The 14,371-nt window shown below is 68.2% G+C and carries 16 protein-coding genes; 8 read left to right on the top strand and 8 right to left on the bottom strand.

The window, feature by feature from the left end; genetic code table 11:
• Positions 1–9: 9 nt before the first annotated feature.
• The 4 genes from Mschef_RS00335 to Mschef_RS00320 all read left to right on the top strand — a co-directional run bounded on the left by Mschef_RS00335 (position 10) and on the right by Mschef_RS00320 (position 4,815).
• Positions 10–1,275 (top strand): O-antigen ligase family protein, encoded by a 1,266-nt coding sequence (locus Mschef_RS00335; RefSeq protein WP_081125886.1) that lies wholly within the window; start codon positions 10–12, stop codon positions 1,273–1,275.
• Complete coding sequence (locus Mschef_RS00330; RefSeq protein ID WP_081126727.1) at positions 1,265–2,050, top strand: glycosyltransferase family 2 protein; 786 nt, start codon at positions 1,265–1,267, stop codon at positions 2,048–2,050. The genes Mschef_RS00335 and Mschef_RS00330 overlap by 11 nt, the downstream gene beginning before the upstream one ends.
• A gap of 134 nt (positions 2,051–2,184) precedes the next feature.
• A complete protein-coding gene (locus Mschef_RS00325) occupies positions 2,185–4,257 on the top strand; it encodes a putative bifunctional diguanylate cyclase/phosphodiesterase (RefSeq protein WP_136256364.1) in 2,073 nt (690 codons plus the stop codon).
• Between the two features lie 75 nt (positions 4,258–4,332).
• Positions 4,333–4,815, top strand: coding sequence for a YajQ family cyclic di-GMP-binding protein (locus Mschef_RS00320; RefSeq protein WP_081125884.1), 483 nt, complete (start codon positions 4,333–4,335; stop codon positions 4,813–4,815).
• A gap of 39 nt (positions 4,816–4,854) precedes the next feature.
• Here the strand turns inward: Mschef_RS00320 and Mschef_RS00315 are convergent, their stop codons facing one another.
• The 7 genes from Mschef_RS00315 to bioD all read right to left on the bottom strand — a co-directional run bounded on the left by Mschef_RS00315 (position 4,855) and on the right by bioD (position 10,694).
• On the bottom strand, positions 4,855–5,928 hold the full coding sequence (locus Mschef_RS00315) for an NAD(P)-dependent alcohol dehydrogenase (RefSeq protein WP_081125883.1): 1,074 nt from the start codon (positions 5,926–5,928) through the stop codon (positions 4,855–4,857).
• A gap of 124 nt (positions 5,929–6,052) precedes the next feature.
• Complete coding sequence (locus Mschef_RS00310; RefSeq protein ID WP_081125882.1) at positions 6,053–6,634, bottom strand: pseudouridine synthase; 582 nt, start codon at positions 6,632–6,634, stop codon at positions 6,053–6,055.
• A gap of 6 nt (positions 6,635–6,640) precedes the next feature.
• A complete protein-coding gene (locus Mschef_RS00305; protein ID WP_081125881.1) occupies positions 6,641–7,351 on the bottom strand; it encodes an NYN domain-containing protein in 711 nt (236 codons plus the stop codon).
• A 68-nt stretch (positions 7,352–7,419) separates the two neighbouring features.
• Entirely contained in the window at positions 7,420–8,748 is a 1,329-nt protein-coding gene (gene icd, locus Mschef_RS00300; RefSeq protein WP_081125880.1) for an isocitrate dehydrogenase (NADP(+)), read from the bottom strand.
• 97 nt (positions 8,749–8,845) lie between these two features.
• Entirely contained in the window at positions 8,846–9,649 is an 804-nt protein-coding gene (locus tag Mschef_RS00295) for a class I SAM-dependent methyltransferase (RefSeq protein ID WP_081125879.1), read from the bottom strand.
• A 4-nt stretch (positions 9,650–9,653) separates the two neighbouring features.
• The gene (locus tag Mschef_RS00290; protein WP_081125878.1) at positions 9,654–9,989 is read right to left on the bottom strand and encodes a hypothetical protein; all 336 of its coding nucleotides are present in this window, start codon (positions 9,987–9,989) and stop codon (positions 9,654–9,656) included.
• A 12-nt stretch (positions 9,990–10,001) separates the two neighbouring features.
• Positions 10,002–10,694 carry a dethiobiotin synthase gene (gene bioD, locus Mschef_RS00285; protein ID WP_081126726.1) on the bottom strand — a complete coding sequence of 231 codons (693 nt, stop codon included), beginning with the start codon at positions 10,692–10,694 and terminating at the stop codon, positions 10,002–10,004.
• Between the two features lie 64 nt (positions 10,695–10,758).
• On the opposite strand from bioD, the gene Mschef_RS00280 reads away from it, so the two are divergent.
• Positions 10,759–11,250 (top strand): GAF domain-containing protein, encoded by a 492-nt coding sequence (locus tag Mschef_RS00280; RefSeq protein ID WP_081125877.1) that lies wholly within the window; start codon positions 10,759–10,761, stop codon positions 11,248–11,250.
• Between the two features lie 8 nt (positions 11,251–11,258).
• Here Mschef_RS00280 and yihA read toward each other — a convergent pair whose 3' ends face one another.
• Positions 11,259–11,879 (bottom strand): ribosome biogenesis GTP-binding protein YihA/YsxC, encoded by a 621-nt coding sequence (yihA, locus tag Mschef_RS00275; RefSeq protein WP_081125876.1) that lies wholly within the window; start codon positions 11,877–11,879, stop codon positions 11,259–11,261.
• A 144-nt stretch (positions 11,880–12,023) separates the two neighbouring features.
• Here yihA and Mschef_RS00270 point away from each other — a divergent pair, with 144 nt between their 5' ends.
• The 3 genes from Mschef_RS00270 to Mschef_RS00260 are packed head-to-tail and all read left to right on the top strand — an operon-like array spanning position 12,024 to position 14,361.
• Entirely contained in the window at positions 12,024–12,719 is a 696-nt protein-coding gene (locus Mschef_RS00270; RefSeq protein ID WP_081125875.1) for a c-type cytochrome, read from the top strand.
• Positions 12,720–12,752: 33 nt separating this feature from the next.
• Complete coding sequence (locus Mschef_RS00265; RefSeq protein ID WP_081125874.1) at positions 12,753–13,649, top strand: thiol:disulfide interchange protein DsbA/DsbL; 897 nt, start codon at positions 12,753–12,755, stop codon at positions 13,647–13,649.
• A gap of 10 nt (positions 13,650–13,659) precedes the next feature.
• Positions 13,660–14,361, top strand: a complete 702-nt coding sequence (locus Mschef_RS00260; RefSeq protein WP_168708883.1) for a thiol:disulfide interchange protein DsbA/DsbL — start codon at positions 13,660–13,662, stop codon at positions 14,359–14,361.
• Positions 14,362–14,371: the final 10 nt, after the last annotated feature.

Raw genomic sequence — 14,371 nt, 5'->3', positions numbered from 1 at the left:
AATCCGCACATGACCATTGCCTCCGCTGTCTCCACGGATGCGCGTCCGCGTTGGGCGTGGCTGCTGCCGTTCGCGCTGATCTTCCTGTTTCCATTCGGGCGCGCGGGCGAGCTGGGCACGCTGGCGCTGGTCGCGTTGTGCGCGGTGCTGTTGCTGCGCCAGCCGCGTGCGCTCGTCGCGTTGCCGTCCGTGCGCTGGGCTCTGGCGATCTGGGCCTGTTACGAGCTGGCCGCGCTGGGTTCCACCCTGCACGCCGTGGCGCCGGCGCGCACCTGGGAAACGGTCGCGGCCATGCTGCGCTATCTGCCGCTGGCCGCGGGCATCGCCTGGATCCTGCGCGATGCGCGGCAATGGCGCGTGCTGCTGCGCGCGATCGCGGTGCTGACTCTGCTGTGGACGCTGGACGCGTGGATGCAGGCGCTGACTGGCTGGAGCGTGCGCGGCCACGCCGAGCCGCACCGGCTCACCGGCATCTTCGGCGCCGGCGATCCCAAGATCGGCCAGGTACTGGCGGTGCTGGCGCCGTTCATGCTGGCCGTGGCGCGGCGCTGGCGCGGGCGCGCGGCGCTGATCGCGGCGGCGCTGTTGCTGCTCGGCCCGATCCTGCTGTCGGGCTCGCGCGCCAGCTGGGTCACCTACGCCTTCGTGCTGGCGGTGTTCATCTGGCGCGAGGCGGGGACGTGGCGACGCTTCGCGCTGTGGTCCGCCGCGGCCGTGGTGATCGGCGTGCTGGTACTGGGCGTGGCCTGGCAAACCTCGACGCGCTTCGATGCGCGCATGCAGCGCACCCTGCAGGCGCTGAAAGGCAGCGAGCAGGGCCTGAACGTGGCGCTGTCATTCCGGCTCGACATCTGGGCCGATGCGCTGCGCATGATCGCAGCCAACCCCGGCACCGGCGTCGGTGTGCGCGGTTTCCGCTACGCCTATCCGCGTTATGCGTCGCCGGGCGATCCGTTCCTGCGCGACCACGACCGCAAGGGCGCCTACTACGCGCACCAGATCGTGCTGGAGATCCTCAGCGAAAGCGGCGTGCTGGGTCTGTCGCTGTGGCTGGTCGGCGCCGCGCTGGCGCTGCGCATGTGGCGGCGCGCGTCGGCGTTTGTGCGCGCGCGCGCCTGGCCGGCGGGCATCGCCGTGCTGGCGGCGGTGTTTCCGTTCAACACCACGCTGGCGTTCTACTCGGCCTGGTGGGGGCTGCTGTTCTGGTGGCTGCTGGCGCTGTGGATCGGTGCGCTGGGCGGCCGCGCCGACGCGGAGCCTGCGCATGGCGCGTGAGCCTTTGTCGCTGGTGGTGACCACGCTCGACAACGCCGCCACGCTGGCGCGCTGCCTGGATTCGGCCGCGTTCGCCGACGACATCCTGGTACTGGACTCCGGCTCCACGGATGCCACCCGCGCGATCGCCGAGGCGCACGGCGCGCGCATCGAGCGGCACGCCTTCGACGATTACGCCGCGCAAAAGCAACGCGCCATCGCGCTGGCGCGGCACGACTGGATTTTGCTGCTGGATGCCGACGAGGCGCTGACCCCAGCGGCCGCAGCGATCATCCAGCGCGAACTGCGGGCGCCGCGCGCCGCCGGCTATCGTCTGCCGCGGCGCGAGCAGATGTTCTGGACCTTCCAGCATCGCCGCAGCCGCATCAATACGCACCTGCGCCTGTTCGATCGCCGTCACGGCGGCATGAACGCGGTGCCGGTGCATGCCGCGCCCGAGGTGCTGGGGCGCGTGCGTACGCTGCGCGCAGCCGTGTTCCTGCATTTCGGCGAGCCCGATATCGCCACCAAGGTACGCAAACTCAACGACTACTCCAGCGGCCTGGTCGCGCACAAGCGCGCGCGCGGGACGCGCTTCGTGCGCACGCGCATGCTGCTGTATCCGCCGCTGTTTTTTTTGCGCCAGTACCTGTTCAAGCGTTATTTCCTCAACGGCTGGGCCGGATACATCAGCGCCGCCAGCGGCGCCTGGTACGTGTTTCTGAAATACGCCAAGTTGTACGAGGCGCGGCGCGATCAGGGCGGTGCAGGCGACGACTCCGGCGGGCGCGCATGAGTTGATCCGCCGCGCGTGGCTTGTTGCAGTGTGGGTCGCGGAGTAGGCTGCTTTTCAGTCCATGGATCCAGGACCAACAGCGAGTCGCATGCCCGAGGCTGCGTGCGCAAAAGGGGACACAGGTGATCCTGTGGATGCCAGCACAGTGGGTGGCGGTCGGCATTTGCCTTTACGCCGGGGTCCATTTCGTGCAGAGCAATGGCGGCACGCGCCGCATCGAGCGCATGTATTTTGCGTTTGGCGTGCTGTGCCTCTGGGTGTCCGTCTACCTTGCCCTGACGGCGCTGATGCAGGCACAGACTGCGGTTGACTCTGCCGCGCTTGTCGAGCGCTTGCGGACAGCGGCGGGGTGCATGATCTATCCGATCGCGTTCTGGTTTCTGGCGCTGTATACGCATATGGCGCGCTGGCGTCCGTGGGCCTGGCGCACCGCGCTGGTGTTTTTTTTCCTTGGCATGCTTGGTCTGCTGCGGCCATACGGCTTGCTGCTCGACAACATGCACACGATGCCGGCGCTGGTGCTGCCGTGGGGAGAGCGGGTCCAGCAATTCCAGGGCAGCATCTCACCCCTGGCGTGGATTTATTTTGCCGCGACCTATCTGCTGTTCCTGTGGGCGTTCTGGCGTTGCCTGGACCTGTGGCGTGGGCGCGAATCGGCGCGGGCGCGGGCCTTGGCGATTTATCTGCTGGTGCAGATTGCCGCCGTGGTCTACGCGCAGATCGGCACGGTGATGCGCGCGCGTGGCCCCGATCTCGAAGCGCTGCCTTTCCTGGTGCTGGTGCTGTTGGTCAGCCGCGTGCTGTCACGCGAGTGGCTTCAGCGTGGCGAAGATCTGGCCGCGAGCGTGCAGGCGCTGGCGCTGGAATCGGATGTGCGCGAACAGGCCCAGGATGCACTGCGCCATGTGGCTTATCACGATGGCGTGACCGGACTATGCAACCGCAACGGTCTGCTGGAGCAACTGGCCGACCTGCAAGCCGAGACCCGCGGCACGGCCATTGCCGGCACGCTGTTGTTGCTTGGCCTGGATGGCTTCAGGCCGATCAATGATGCGCTTGGCCATGGTGCCGGTGATGCCTTGTTGCGCGAAATCGCGCAACGCATCGGTGTGCTGCATCATGGCGCGCGCTGCATCGCGCGGCTCGATGGCGCCGAGTTCGCACTGCTGCTGACTGTCAGCGGGGTCACGCCCGAGCAGCACGCGGCCTCGGCGTTGCAGCGGGCGCGCGAACTGCGCCAGGCCTTGGAGCAGCCGCTGCGCTTTGATGCGCACGAACTTGTCGTCGCGGCCAACGTGGGCGCCGTGCAGGTAACGGGTGCAGGCGAGGCGCGCACGCTTTTGCGTCAGGCCAACATCGCGTTGGGCCGGGCGCGCGATGCGGACCGCGGTGATGTGTTGCTGTTCTCCGCTGAGATGCAGTCGCGCGCCGAGCGGCGGCTCAGGCTGGAGCATGATCTGCGCGGCGCGCTGGCGCAGCGGCAAATGGATCTGGTGTTTCAGCCGCAGGTCGATGCCAGCGGTTACCTGGTCGGGGCCGAGGCCTTGATGCGCTGGCAACACCCGGCATTGGGCGCGATCAATCCGACCGAGTTCATTCCGTTGGCTGAGGAAAGCGGTTTGATCCACGCGCTCGGCATGGCCGCCCTGGAGGGCAGTTGCACGGTGCTGCGTGACTGGCCGGCGGCGGCACCGCGCCTGCGCATCGCGGTCAATGTGAGCCCTTGGCAGATGCTGCGCCCGGATTTTGTCGAGTCAGTGGCCGCGATCCAACTTGAATTTCGAGTGCAGCCCGGCGCGCTGATGCTGGAAATCACCGAAAGTGTCTTCATCCGCGATGCCGCCGCCGCAGCGGCGACGGTGCGCCGTCTGCACCAGTTGGGCGTGGGCGTGGCCATCGATGATTTCGGCACCGGCTATGCCTCGCTGGCCAGCCTGCGTGACCTGCCCGTGGAAGAGGTCAAGATCGACCAGGCCTTCGTGCGCGAGATGCGTGTCGATGTACCGGATCGTTTCATCGGCGCGATGATCGATCTGGCGCATGCGCTGCAGATGTACGTGGTCGCCGAGGGCGTCGAGAGCGAGGCGCAGCGCTGCATGCTGAGGGAATTGCGCTGCGACGCCTTCCAGGGTTATGCCATCGGCATGCCCATGGATGCCACCCGATTACATGACTTCGCGCGCGAATTGCCCCCGCAGGTCGCGTAGGGAACCTGATGTCGCGAGGTGGGAGGCTGGCCGCGCGCGGGCTAGACTGGGACCACCCACCACGTGCGTCATGCCATGCCCTCCTTCGATATCGTCTCCGAGGTCAATCCGCACGAGTTGACCAATGCCGTGGACCAGGCCAACCGCGAGTTGCGCACGCGCTTCGATTTCCGCAACGTCGAGGCCAGCTTCAAGCTCGACGACGGTGTGATCACGCAGACGGCGCCCAGCGATTTCCAGCTCAAGCAGATGCTCGACATCCTGCGCGCACGCATCGCCGCGCGCGGCATCGACCTGCGCTGCCTGGATGCGGTCGAGGCCGAGGTGAACCTGGCGCAGGCGCGCCAGCGCATCACCGTCAAGCAGGGCATCGAGCAGGCCCAGGCGAAGAAGTTGATCGCCGCGCTCAAGACGGCCAAGCTGAAGGTCGAGGCGCAGATCAACGGCGACAAATTGCGCGTCACCGGCAAGAAGCGCGACGACCTTCAGGCGGCCATCGCGCTGTTGCGCGCCGGCGAGTTCGAGTTGCCGCTGCAGTTCGAGAACTTCCGCGATTGAGCGTAGCGGCGCGCGCCAGGCGGCGCGCGTCGCCGGGGTTTACGCGGCGGCCTGGTCGAGGCTGGCGATGTCGATCACGAAGCGGTAGCGCACGTCGCCCTTGAGCATGCGTTCGTAGGCCGCGTTGATCTGCTGGATCGGGATCAGCTCGATGTCCGCGGCCACGTCGTGCGCGGCGCAGAAGTCCAGCATTTCCTGTGTCTCGCGGATGCCGCCGATCAGCGAACCGGCCAAGCGCTTGCGCCCGCCGATCAGCGAGAACGCGTGCACCGGCGTCGGGTCGGGCACGCCGACCAGCACCATGGTGCCGTCGCGGCGCAACAGGCCCAGATAGGCGTTGTAATCGTGCTGCGCCGAGATCGTGTCGAGGATGAAATCGAAGCGCCCGGCGTGCTGCTTGAACACAGTTTCGTCCCCGGTCACCAGGAAGTCATCGGCGCCCAGCCGCAGCGCATCCTCGCGCTTGCCGGCCGAATGGCTGAGCACGGTCACGTGCGCGCCCATGGCCTTGGCGATCTTCACCGCCATGTGACCCAGACCGCCCAGACCCACCACGGCGATCCGGTCGCCGGCCTTGACGCCGAAATGACGCAGCGGCGAGTACGTGGTGATGCCGGCGCACAGCAGCGGCGCGGCACGCTCCAGCGGCATGTTCGCCGGGATGCGCAGCACGTAGTTCTCGTCCACGGTGATGCGCGTGGAGTAGCCGCCGTAGGTCGGCCGGGTCGTGTCCAGGCCGCCGCCAGGCTTGCGCTCATAACCGTTGTAAGTGGCGCTCATGCCCTCGGCGCAGAACTGCTCCTCGCCTTCCTTGCAGGCCTCGCAATGGCGGCAGGAATCGACGAAACAGCCGACGCCGACCACATCGCCCAGCTTCCACTTGCCGACCTGGCTGCCCACTTGGCTGACCACGCCGACGATCTCGTGACCGGGCACCATGGGGAACACCGAGCCGCCCCATTCGTCGCGCACCTGGTGGATGTCGGAATGACAGACACCGCAGTATTTGATGTCGATCTGCACCTCGTGCGCGCCGGGCGCGCGGCGCTCGATGCGGTACGGTGCCAGCGGTGCCTTGGCTGCAGGTGCGGCGTAAGCAGCGGTATTGGACATGGAGAGGCTCCTTGTGGGTTGCGGGACGAATGTTGGAGATTGCGGCAATACGCTTCCGATCAAGTATGCGCGCCGGTTTGTAAACGCCATGTAGCCGGGTACACGGTGCAGGCGATGGCAAGGGTCAGTCCGCCATGCGCATCGCGCCTGGCGGCAAGCCGTCCAGTCGCCACGGGCCTATGGCGATGCGCACCAGGCGCAAGGTCGGATGGCCCACGGCGGCGGTCATGCGCCGGATCTGGCGGTTGCGGCCCTCGCGCAGGGTGATCCGCAGCCAGGCGTCGGCCACGTTCTTGCGCTGGCGGATCGGCGGGTCGCGCGGCCACAGCCAGTCCGGCGCCGGCACGCGCTCCACCTCGGCCGTGCGCGTGGGCCCGTCGCGCAGCACCACGCCGCCGCGCAGCGCTTGCAGCGCGGCGGCCTGTGGTTCGCGTTCGATCTGCACCAGATAGGTCTTCGGCGCGTGCCGGCGCGGATCGGTGAGGTGCTGCACGAGCGCGCCCTCGTCGGTGAGCAGCAGCAAGCCCTCGGAGTCGTGATCCAGGCGCCCCGCCGCGTACAGGTGCCGCCAGCGCGGGTCATCGGCGCGGGGTGCGCCAGGCGGCGGCGTCACGGCCGGTGGCAGCAACGCGGCCAGCGTGGCGCGTCCGTCACGATCGGTGAACTGGCTCAGCGTGCCCCAGGGCTTGTTGAGCAGCACACGCATGCGTGCTCAGGCGTCGCCGGCCGGGAGCTCGCTGGCGCTGCGTGGCGGCTGCGGACTGCCCGGCCGCGGGCAGACCGACTGCAGGCCATCGACGTGCTCCTGCAGCGCCGGCGAGACGCCCTGCCACATCGGGTCGAGGATCACGTCGATGCCCTCGCGCCGCGCCAGCTTGGCGGCGGGCACGAAGTCGGCATCGCCGGTGACCAGCACGATCTGGTCGACCAGGCGCTTGTGCGCGAGGCTGGCGATGTCCAGGCCGATCTTCATGTCCACCTGGGTCTGCCGCAGGTCGAGCTCGAAGTGCTCGTCACGCAGATGCTCCCAGCGCAGCGCGCCGTTGCGCAGATCCTGCAGCGCGTGGCGCTTCAGCACCCACTCGCCGCGCTCGGCCAGACGACCCAGGCGCAGAGCCAGCTTGCGCACGCGCTTGAGCTCGTTGTGCAGTTCGCGGCGAAAGACCGCCGAGGCGCTGGCGCCGAAATCGATCGAACTGCCGCTGACCGGGCGTTCGAACACCTTCTCCAGCGGCGCGCAATCGTAGAAAAAGATGCGGTACAGCGCGTCTTTGGGCCGCTCGAGCTGCTTGAGGTGGTCCAGCGCCATGCCGAACAGGGTGCGCGACACGGTGCGCGCGTCGTTGCCATCACGGTCTTCGTAGACCTTGCGGTAGCGCGCCAGGAAGTAGGCGCCATCGATCAGGATCGCGGTCTTTTGCATGCGGTGCTCATGCGTGCTGCAGAATGGGACCGGCGCGCCCGATGACGGCGCGCCGGTGATGCGGCGGTTTACATCGCGGCGATCAGGCGGTCGCCGAACTCGGAGCACTTGACCTCGGTGGCGCCATCCATCAGGCGCGCGAAGTCGTAAGTGACGTGCTTGGCGGCGATGGCCACGTCCATCGCCCGCACCAGCGCATCGGCGGCCTCGTTCCAGCCCAGATAGCGCAGCATCATCTCGCCGGACAGGATCACCGAGCCCGGGTTCACCTTGTCCTGGTCCGCGTACTTGGGCGCGGTACCATGGGTGGCCTCGAACACGGCATGGCCGGTGATGTAGTTGATGTTGCCGCCCGGCGCGATGCCGATGCCACCGACCTGCGCGGCCAGTGCGTCGGACAGGTAATCGCCGTTGAGGTTGAGCGTGGCGACCACGTCGTACTCGGCCGGACGCAGCAGGATTTGCTGCAGGAAGGCGTCGGCGATCACGTCCTTGATGATCAATCCGGCGCCGGGTTTGCCCGCGGGAATCACGTGCCAGGGGCCACCTTCGTGCTCGACCGCGCCGAAGAAGTCGCGCGCTGTCTGGTAGCCCCAGTCGCGAAAGCCGCCCTCGGTGAACTTCATGATGTTGCCCTTGTGCACCAGGGTCACCGACTTGCGGCCATTCCTGATCGCGTACTCGATCGCGCTGTGCACCAGGCGCTCGGTGCCGAGCCGGCTGACCGGCTTGATGCCGATGCCCACTTCCACCGGCAGCGTGCGTTTGGGCGCGCCCGCTGCCTCGAGCAGCGCCAGCCAGTCGTTGACGCGCGCCTGCGTGCCGAAGCGGATCTTGGCAAAGGCCTTGGGGTCTTCCTTGGCCAGAAAGTCCAGCATGCGCTGCGCCTCGCTGCTGCCGCCGGCCCACTCGATGCCGGCATAGATGTCCTCGGTGTTCTCGCGCAGGATCACCATGTCGACCTTGCCGGGGTCCTTGACCGGACTGGGCACGCCCTTGAACCAGCGCACCGGGCGCAGGCACACGTACAGGTCCAGCATCTGGCGCAGCGCCACGTTGAGCGAGCGGATGCCGCCGCCGACCGGCGTGGTCAGCGGGCCCTTGATGCTCACCAGATACTCGCGGCAGGCCTGCACGGTGCTGTCGGGCAGCCAGGTGTTGAACTGCTTGAAGCTCTTCTCGCCGGCGTACACCTCCATCCAGTGGATCTTGCGCTGGCCACCGTAGGCCCTGGCCACCGCGGCGTCGAGCACGCGCACGCTGGCGCGCCAGATGTCGGGGCCGGTGCCGTCGCCCTCGATGAAGGGAATGATCGGGTTGTGCGGCACCAGCAAATGGCCACGCTCGATGCCGATCTTGGCGCCGCCGGCCGGCACGACGGGTTGGGGTTCGCTCATGGGATCTCCTGATGGTCACTGCGGCGGCGCCGCGAAAGCGCCATTGTCGCGCGTTGCCGCGCGTGCAGAAAGCGCGGCGTGCCCGCGGTGCGCCGGATCAGGGCGTGGCGTCGTGTGCCGCCGCAGCGTCGATGCGTGCCTGCAGCGCGGCCTGGTCGCTCCACGCCAGCGTGGCGCGGCGCCGGTGGCGCAGCAGCCAGTGCCGCCAGCGCCGCTTGCGCAGCAGGCGCATGAAGCGCGGCGAGGGCACGCGCCGGCTCAGTACGTGCAGCCAGCGGCCGTCGCTGGCCAGTTGCAGGCCCAGCCGCCGCGCCGCCGCGGCCAGCGCCGGCACGCTGAAGAAACCGATGTGCTGGCCGCTGTCGAGCATGTAGTAATGCCATTCGCCGGGACGGTTGCGCGTCGCCGGCAGCAGCTCGCTGCTGAGCACCAGCACGTCGGCCTCGGCGGCCAGCGTGGCCAGCATCTGCAGCGGATCGGGCAGGTGCTCGATCACTTCGAACGCGGTGGCGAGGTCGTAGTGCGCGTCGGGCTGCGCCTCGAAGCCGCGCGCATAGAGATTCGCGCAATAGGGATCGCGCCAGCGGAAATCGTAGCCGCGATCGCGCAGCAGGCGCACCAGCAGGCCGCTGCCGGCGCCGTGATCCAGGCACGCGCCGGCCTGCGGCCAGTGCCAAGCCAGCAGCGCGGCGGTGCGCTCGGCGAGGTCCAGATTGCGTGCCACGATGCCGGTATCCAGCGTGGTGATGGCGCTGTCGCTGTAAGCCTCGGACAGCCAGTGCGGATCGGCCGCGCGCACGTAGCCGCAGTCGCCGCAGCGCACATACTGCGCGGCGTATTTGCGCAGCACCGTGGCGCTGGCGAAGGGCGCTTCGGCGCCGCGGCAGATCGGGCAGCTCATCGCGTCATTTGATGTTGCGCACGTCCCAGTGCGGGCCGATCAGCCAGGTCAGGCGCTGCGCGATGAGTTTCATCGGCAGTGCGCTGTGGATCTCCAGCTCGACGTGCAGGTCACGCTGGTCGGCGCGCACGCTGGCGCCGGGATCAAGCGCACCCAGTTCGGCCGGCACCTTGTCCGGGTCGTGCTGCAATGCGCACCAGCGCGTGAACAGCGCGGGGTTGCGCAGCGCGTCTTCGATGGCCTCGGCCAGCGCCTCGGGGCTGCCGCCGGCAAAGGCCAGCGCGGGCTCGGTGCCGTGCGCGCGGGTGTAATGCTCGATGTGGATCAGGAACAGGCTCATGGGGAATGTCCGTCAGCGTTGCGCGCATGATCGCAGGGCGGCCACGGCAGGCGCCAATGCGCGCGCCGCGCTGGCCGCGTCGGCGCGGTAGTCGATCACGCCCAGGCACGGCGCCGGCAGGTGCGCGCGCAAGGTGTCCAGGTTGCCATCGGGTTCGAGCATGTCCGGGTCGATGCGGTTGCCGATCCAGCCCAGCAGCTCGCAGCCATCGGCGTGGATCGCGCGCGCGCTGAGCAACGCATGATTCAGGCAACCCAGACGCAGGCCCACTACCAGGATCACCGGCAGGCGCAGTGCGCGCGCCAGATCGCCGGCCAGCAGCGTGTCGGACAGGGGTGCCAGCCAGCCGCCGACACCTTCGACCACGCGCGTATCGGCCAGCGCGCCGAGTTGCGCAAACGCCGCGTGGATGGGCTCCAGGGTGATGTGCCGGCCTTCCGCGGCGGCGGCCAGATGCGGCGAAACCGGCGCGGCGAAGGCCAGTGGATTGACCCGTGCGTAATCGGGGCACGGCGCGCTGGCCGCCTGCAGCGCCAGCGCGTCGTCGTTGCGCAATCCATCAGCGGTTCGTGTGCAGCCGCTGGCCACCGGCTTCATGCCGACCGCGCGCAGACCCGCGGCGCGCAGCGCATGCAGCAACGCCACGCTGACGAAGGTCTTGCCGATGCCGGTGTCGGTGCCGGTAATGAATACGCTGTCGTGCATGGCTTCACGCCGTTGCGGTTGCGCGGTGCCATCATTGTCAGCCGATTCCGGTGGCAGGTCATCCATGCACGCGATCAGCAATCTCGAACATTTGCCCAAGCGCGATCTGTACGCCGCGTTGCTGCGCGAAACGGCAGCGTTGCTGGGCAGCGAGCGCGACCTGATCGCCAACGCCGCCAATTTCGCGGCGCTGGTGTGGCAACAGGTGCCGCTGCTCAACTGGTGCGGGTTTTATCTGCTCAAGCCCGATGGCGATCTGTTGGTCGGTCCATTCCAGGGCAAGCCAGCCTGCGTGCGCATCGCCCGCGGGCGTGGCGTGTGCGGCACCGCCGCGGTCACGCGACGCACGCAGCGGGTGCAGGACGTCAACGACTTTCCCGGCCACATCGCCTGCGATGCCGCCTCGCGCAGCGAGATCGTGGTGCCGCTGCAGCGTGGCGATGGCACGCTGCTGGGCGTGTGGGATGTGGACAGCCCCGTGCCCGCGCGCTTCGACGCCGAAGACGAGGCCGGCATGGAAGCGTTGTGTCGGGTGTTCATGGCCAGCATCGATTGATGCGTGGCTCAGGTGATGATCGCGCGCGGCGGTCCGCCCAGCAGTCGCGTCAGCACGCCGCGCGCGGCTTCCACGCCGGTACCCGCCGTGGCCGAGAACACCTGCACCGAGAGCACGCCATGCAGTTGCGCCAGTTCGCGTTGCACCGCCAGCAGCGTTTGCGCGGTCTGGCCACGACCGAGCTTGTCGGCCTTGGTCAGCAGCACGTGGCAGGGCAGCGCGTGCGCGGCGCAGAACGCCAGCATCTGCTGGTCGAACGGAGTCAACGGATGGCGGATGTCCATCACCAGCGCCAGCGCGCGCAGGCTGCGGCGCCGCATCAGGTAGCCTTCCAGTGCATCGCGCCACTGCGCGCGCACGGCCTCCGGCACCTTGGCGTAGCCATAACCGGGCAGATCCACCAGACGGCGACCGTCGGGCAACACGAATGCCACCAGATGCTGGGTGCGGCCGGGCGTGCGTGAGGTGCGCGCCAAGCCGTGCACGCCCACCAGTACGTTGAGCGCGCTGGACTTGCCGGCGTTGGAGCGCCCGGCAAAAGCGATCTCGGCGCCACTGTCGGCGGGCAATTGCAGCGGTTCGGGCGTGGACAGCGCGAAGCTGGCGCCGTGGAGGGGATTGCTGGGCATCGGTTTACCGCGGGTGCGGAGCGTTTGACCGTCTCCGGGGGCACAAGGATAATCCAGCGCTCGTACGCGCCGTCCCGCCGCGCCGCGGGCAAACGGGGAGGGGCGACACCGGCGGCACCCGATCGGCCTCTGCGGAGAAGGCACATGAAGCTGGGCAGCATGATGATTCTGGGCGCGATCCTCATCGCCGCCGGCGCGCATGCCGAGGGCGCCATGCCCGCGGGCACGGTCGCGGCGGGCAAGGCCAAGTCGGCGATCTGCGCCGCCTGCCACGGCATGGATGGCAATTCGACCGATCCGCAATACCCCAAACTGGCCGGACAGCAGGCCAGTTACATCTATCGCCAGTTGGTGCTGTTCAAGACCGGCGTGCGCCAGAACCCGATCATGCTGGGCATGGCCATGCCGCTGAGCAATCAGGACATGGCCGATCTGGCGGCGTATTTCTCGGCGCAGAAGATCATCACCGGCGTGGCGGATCCCAAGGCCGTCGCCGTCGGCCAGGCGGTGTATCGCGGCGGTGATCGTGCCAGCGGTGTGCCGGCCTGCATGGCCTGCCATGGCCCGGACGGGCGCGGCAATCCCGGCGCGGTCTACCCGCACCTGGCCGGGCAGCACACGACCTATCTGCGTACGGTGTTGACCGCGTGGCACGACGGCACGACCTGGGGCAAGACCACCCACGCCGAGATCATGCCGACCATCGCCAGGCGCCTGACCGCCGCGCAGATCGCCGACGTGGCCAGTTACATCGCCGGCTTGCACACGGCGACACCGATCGTGCCCACGCAGCCGACGGTGAACAACGCCGCCTTCGCCACGAACCCGCCCCAGCAGTAACCGCGGCCACGCCCGCACCACGAGGATTGCCCGATGTTGAAGTCCCTGATCGCGGCCGCAGCGCTGGTCTTGTTGCTGGCGGGCTGTTCGTCCTCGCAGCCGCCGTCCGGTTCCGCTGCATCGATGGCCGCGCCTGCGCCAGCTGCCAGCGCAGCACCCGCGGCGACGGCCAGTACCGCGCCTGCCGCAGCGGCCAGCGCGGCGCCGGCCGTGTCAGCCAGCGTCGCGTCCGCAGCCAGTGCGCCCGGCGCGGCCAGCGCTGGCGGCACACCGGTCGCCGCGCCCGCGGATACCGGCAAGTGGGTCGAGGGCAAGAACTATTTCCGCATCGAACCCGCCGTGCCCACCGACCATGCCGATCACGTGGTGGTGACCGAGGTGTTCTCCTGGGGTTGTCCGGCTTGCAACCAGTTCCAGCCGATGGCCGATGCCATCCGCAAGAGCATGCCGGCCTACGTGCACTGGCAGTACCTGCCGGCCGCGTTCATTCCGCCCGAGGATTGGCCGACGTTCCAGCGTGCTTACTACACCGCGCAGGCGCTGGGCCTGGACAACCCGGCCACGCACGACGCCATGTTCAAGGCGATCTGGACTCCCGGCGGCCCGCTCAATACCTACGATGGTCTGGGTACCTCGCAGCCGCACGTCAAGAAGAATCTGCCCACCATCGCCGACATCGCCAAGTTTTATGCCAGACATGGTGCCGATGCCGCCACCTTCGAGGCCACGGCGGACTCGTTCGCGGTGCGGGCCAAGATGAAACGCGCCGATCAGTTGATCAAGGCCTACGGCGTGGACAGCACGCCCACCATCGTGGTCAACGGAACTTACCGGCTCGATGTGGCTTCGGCCGGCGGCTTGGCGCAAACCCAGGAACTGGTGCATTACCTGGCGCAGAAAGAAGCCGCCGCGATGCACTTGCAACAGTGAGGATGTGTCGATGAAGCATGTCCGGATCAAGCCTGCCGCGTTCGCCCTGTGCAGGCGCCTGCTGCTGGCTGCCTGCGTGCTGCTGGCTGGTGTGACACAGGCGGCGCTGGCGCAGGTTGGCGGCCCCTCGATGGTGATGTACCAGCCCGGCGTGGCCTACAAGACCATCACCCCGGCGCAACCGCTGAATCCCGCAGCCAGGCGCATTCAGGTGATCGAGGTGTTTTCCTACGCCTGTCCGCACTGTTTCGAGTTCCAGCCTTATGCCGGGCAGCTCCGCAAATCGCTGCCGGCCGATGCCGAGTTCGTGCGCCTGCCGGCGGTGTTCTGGCCCGAGTGGGAGCCATTCGCACGTGCGTTTTTCGCGGCGCAGAAGCTGGGCGTGGCCGACAAGGCCAATCAGGCGTTGTTCGATGCCTTGTGGGTCAAGCACGAGCCGCTGCATTCGCTCGAGCAACTGGCCGGTTTCTATGCGCGCTACGGCATCCAGCCCGCCGAGTTCCTGAAAGTGGCGCGTTCGGCCGCGGTCAGCGCGCAGATGCAGCGCGCCATGCGCCTGGAGCAGGCCTGGGGCGTCAACGGCACGCCGGCCATTGTCGTCGATGGCGCGCTGCGCAGCGGCGAGGTGCAGAGCTACCAGCAGCTGGTGGATGTCGCGCGCTTCATGGTGCAGCAAGCGCAAGCCGCGCGCGCCGGCAAGCGCGCGCCCTGAGCGATTGCCC

It is taken from the genome of Metallibacterium scheffleri (genome assembly GCF_002077135.1).
Taxonomy (GTDB): domain Bacteria; phylum Pseudomonadota; class Gammaproteobacteria; order Xanthomonadales; family Rhodanobacteraceae; genus Metallibacterium; species Metallibacterium scheffleri.
Note: the sequence above shows the minus strand (reverse complement) of the source record. Positions and strands in the feature narration are given on the sequence as shown.

Bases quoted from the DNA above. Each gene is read 5' to 3' on its own strand.
- Mschef_RS00280 (WP_081125877.1), top strand. From the start codon at position 10,759: ATGCACGCGATCAGCAATCTCGAACATTTGCCCAAGCGCGATCTGTAC.
- icd (WP_081125880.1), bottom strand. From the start codon at position 8,748: ATGAGCGAACCCCAACCCGTCGTGCCGGCCGGCGGCGCCAAGATCGGC.
- Mschef_RS00310 (WP_081125882.1), bottom strand. From the start codon at position 6,634: ATGCGTGTGCTGCTCAACAAGCCCTGGGGCACGCTGAGCCAGTTCACC.
- Mschef_RS00260 (WP_168708883.1), top strand. From the start codon at position 13,660: ATGAAGCATGTCCGGATCAAGCCTGCCGCGTTCGCCCTGTGCAGGCGC.
- Mschef_RS00305 (WP_081125881.1), bottom strand. From the start codon at position 7,351: ATGCAAAAGACCGCGATCCTGATCGATGGCGCCTACTTCCTGGCGCGC.
- Mschef_RS00295 (WP_081125879.1), bottom strand. From the start codon at position 9,649: ATGAGCTGCCCGATCTGCCGCGGCGCCGAAGCGCCCTTCGCCAGCGCC.
- Mschef_RS00335 (WP_081125886.1), top strand. From the start codon at position 10: ATGACCATTGCCTCCGCTGTCTCCACGGATGCGCGTCCGCGTTGGGCG.
- Mschef_RS00270 (WP_081125875.1), top strand. From the start codon at position 12,024: ATGAAGCTGGGCAGCATGATGATTCTGGGCGCGATCCTCATCGCCGCC.
- Mschef_RS00330 (WP_081126727.1), top strand. From the start codon at position 1,265: ATGGCGCGTGAGCCTTTGTCGCTGGTGGTGACCACGCTCGACAACGCC.
- yihA (WP_081125876.1), bottom strand. From the start codon at position 11,879: ATGCCCAGCAATCCCCTCCACGGCGCCAGCTTCGCGCTGTCCACGCCC.
- Mschef_RS00290 (WP_081125878.1), bottom strand. From the start codon at position 9,989: ATGAGCCTGTTCCTGATCCACATCGAGCATTACACCCGCGCGCACGGC.
- Mschef_RS00265 (WP_081125874.1), top strand. From the start codon at position 12,753: ATGTTGAAGTCCCTGATCGCGGCCGCAGCGCTGGTCTTGTTGCTGGCG.
- bioD (WP_081126726.1), bottom strand. From the start codon at position 10,694: ATGCACGACAGCGTATTCATTACCGGCACCGACACCGGCATCGGCAAG.
- Mschef_RS00315 (WP_081125883.1), bottom strand. From the start codon at position 5,928: ATGTCCAATACCGCTGCTTACGCCGCACCTGCAGCCAAGGCACCGCTG.
- Mschef_RS00320 (WP_081125884.1), top strand. From the start codon at position 4,333: ATGCCCTCCTTCGATATCGTCTCCGAGGTCAATCCGCACGAGTTGACC.
- Mschef_RS00325 (WP_136256364.1), top strand. From the start codon at position 2,185: ATGCCAGCACAGTGGGTGGCGGTCGGCATTTGCCTTTACGCCGGGGTC.